Origin of the sequence: Microvirga sp. Mcv34 (assembly GCF_024519725.1) — a bacterium.
GTDB lineage: Bacteria > Pseudomonadota > Alphaproteobacteria > Rhizobiales > Beijerinckiaceae > Microvirga.
The window spans coordinates 1-2413 of record NZ_JALJRK010000105.1 but is presented as its reverse complement, the minus strand read 5'-3'; the positions used below and the strand labels follow the sequence as shown (position 1 = coordinate 2413).

Annotated in this window: 4 protein-coding genes; all 4 read left to right on the top strand. The window is 64.3% G+C overall.

Annotated elements, in window-relative coordinates; all coding sequences use genetic code 11:
• On the top strand, positions 1–269 hold a 269-nt coding region (locus OC446_RS26790), incomplete at its 5' end, for a ketopantoate reductase family protein (RefSeq protein WP_315986549.1).
• Positions 266–1021, top strand: coding sequence for an SDR family NAD(P)-dependent oxidoreductase (locus OC446_RS26785; protein ID WP_262032030.1), 756 nt, complete (start codon positions 266–268; stop codon positions 1019–1021). The genes OC446_RS26790 and OC446_RS26785, both read left to right, overlap by 4 nt.
• 48 nt (positions 1022–1069) lie before the next feature.
• Positions 1070–1966: a polysaccharide deacetylase family protein gene (locus OC446_RS26780; RefSeq protein ID WP_262032029.1), complete on the top strand. Its 897-nt coding sequence runs from the start codon at positions 1070–1072 to the stop codon at positions 1964–1966.
• Positions 1966–2413, top strand: a 448-nt coding sequence (locus OC446_RS26775) for a P1 family peptidase (RefSeq protein ID WP_262032028.1), incomplete at its 3' end; no start/stop codon positions are given. The genes OC446_RS26780 and OC446_RS26775, both read left to right, overlap by 1 nt.

Genomic DNA, 2413 nt, shown 5'->3' with positions numbered 1-2413 from the left:
TTGACGAGGCCGCCGCCCGCCGTTCCGTCGCCGACATGGCCGAGTTCAACCGCCATACGGCCAAGACGCATTCCGGCATCTGGCGCGATCTCGCGGTGCGCAAGCGCAAGACCGAAGTGGATGCGCAGATCGCCATCATCGCCACGCTTGGCCAGGAAGCCGGCATTCCCACACCTGCCATCAGCAGGCTCGTCGAACTGATCCACGACATCGAGGACGGACGACGCGAACAATCCTGGTCCACCCTCGACGAGATGCTGACGCCATGATCCTGGACTTCACCAATCGCCGCGTCGCCGTAACCGGCGCGGCTCAGGGCATCGGGCGGAGCATCGTCCAATGCCTCGCGGCCGAAGGTGCCCATGTTTGGGCACTCGACATGGACGAGGCCGGATTGCGCGTGGCCGCGGAGGCCGGCGCCAAGGCGACCCGCACGCTCGACCTCGCCGATCGCGCCGCGGTCGGCCGTGTCTTCGACGAGATGGCGGAAAGCCTCGGCGGCATCGACATCCTCGTCAACTGCGCCGGCGGTGTCCGCGGTCAGGTGGCGAAATCGATCGAGGAGGTGAGCGAGCAGGATTGGCTCGTTCTCTTCGAAGCCAATGTGCATGGCGCCTTCTGGTGCTCGCAGGCTGTCGCTCCGCACATGAAGGGCCAGAAGTCCGGCCGCATCGTCAATATCTCGTCCGGCGCCGGCCTTCGCCCGAGCCTCACGGGCATTCAGGCCTATACGGCCTCGAAGCACGCTCTCGTTGGGCTGACGAAGCAACTCAGCTTCGAGCTTGGTCCCTATGGGATCACGGTCAACAGCGTGGCTCCGGGCTTCGTCCTGTCGAACCCGGCGACGCAGCGCCAGTGGGAGAGCTATGGCCCCGAGGGGCAGGCGCGCCTGGTGGAGAGCATTCACACCCGGCGCCTCGGCTACCCGCAGGACATCGCAAACGCGGTCATGTTCCTGGTTTCTGACGCGGCGTCGTGGATTTCAGGGCAGATCATCTCCGCCGATGGCGGGCGCTCCTGATCCTGAGACGAGCGCACACAATTGAACGACAGATTTTAAGGAAGAAGCATGGACGATATCAGCAGCCAGCCCTGGCGTTGGGACGAGCAGACATGGCGCAGCAAAGTGGACCATGTGCGCGCCGGCCGCTCCATGAAACCCGCCAAGTGGAAGAACGGTGCCCGCTGCGCCGTCGCTTTCTCCTTCGATTCGGACCATGAGACGAACGAACTGCGCGATGGCGGCAAATCCATCGGCCGCATGTCCCAGGGACAATACGGCAATCGGCAGGGTGTGCCGCGCATCCTCAACGCGCTCGCCAAATACGATGCCAAGGCGACCTTCTTCGTCCCCGCCGTCGCCGCCCTCCTCTACGAGGACGAGCAGCGCCGGGTCGTAGCGGAAGGTCATGAAATCGGCATCCACGGCTGGATTCACGAACTCAACAGCCAGCTGCCCTACGAGATCGAGCGCGACCTGATGTTCCGCGCGACCGACACGCTGGAGAAGATCACGGGCGTCAGGCCTGTGGGCCTGCGAACCCCGTCCTGGGATTTCAGCCCCACCACGTTGCGCATCGAGCGGGAGCTCGGCCTGCTCTATGACTCGTCGCTCATGGCAGATGACGACCCTTATGAGCTTGTGGAACAGGGCGAGCCCACGGGCATCGTGGAGCTTCCCGTCGAGTGGATTCGCGACGATGCTGTGTATTTCAACATGCACCGTTTCAACGGCTTGCGTCCGCACACGCCGCCGACCGCAGTCTTCGACATCTTCTTCCGCGAGTTCGAACGGGCCTACGAGGAAGGAGGGTTGTTCCTGCTGACAATGCACCCGCACGTCACCGGCTACCGCTCCCGCATCTGGATTCTCGAGAAGCTCCTGGAGGAGATCACCCGCCGCTCCGACGTGTGGATCGCCACCCACGCGGAGATCGCCGCCTTCGTCAAGGCGGAATGCCCCTGATGAGCACCCCGCCCCGCGCCCGAGACCTTGGTTTCGCCTGCGGCAACCTGCCCGCCGGCGCGCTCAACAGCATTGCCGATGTCCCAGGCGTGCTGGTCGGGCATCGGACGTTGATCGACGGCGATGTCCGCACCGGAGTGACGGCCATCGTACCCCATGGCGGCAATCTCTATCGAGAAAAGCCCGTCGCGGCCGTTCATGTCCTGAACGGCTTCGGCAAAAGCACAGGCCTCGTGCAGGTGGAGGAGCTGGGCACTCTCGAGACGCCCATCCTCCTCACCAACACTCTGTCGGTCGGCACCTGCTGCACCGCCCTCGTGCGCCACGCCATCGAACGGAACCCGGGTATCGGCCGCGAGACCGCCACCGTGAATTCGGTCGTCTTCGAGTGCAATGACGGCTACCTGAACGACATTCAGGCTCTGGCGGTCGTGGAAGCGGATGCCC

Bases quoted from the DNA above. Each gene is read 5' to 3' on its own strand.
- OC446_RS26785 (WP_262032030.1), top strand. From the start codon at position 266: ATGATCCTGGACTTCACCAATCGCCGCGTCGCCGTAACCGGCGCGGCT.
- OC446_RS26780 (WP_262032029.1), top strand. From the start codon at position 1,070: ATGGACGATATCAGCAGCCAGCCCTGGCGTTGGGACGAGCAGACATGG.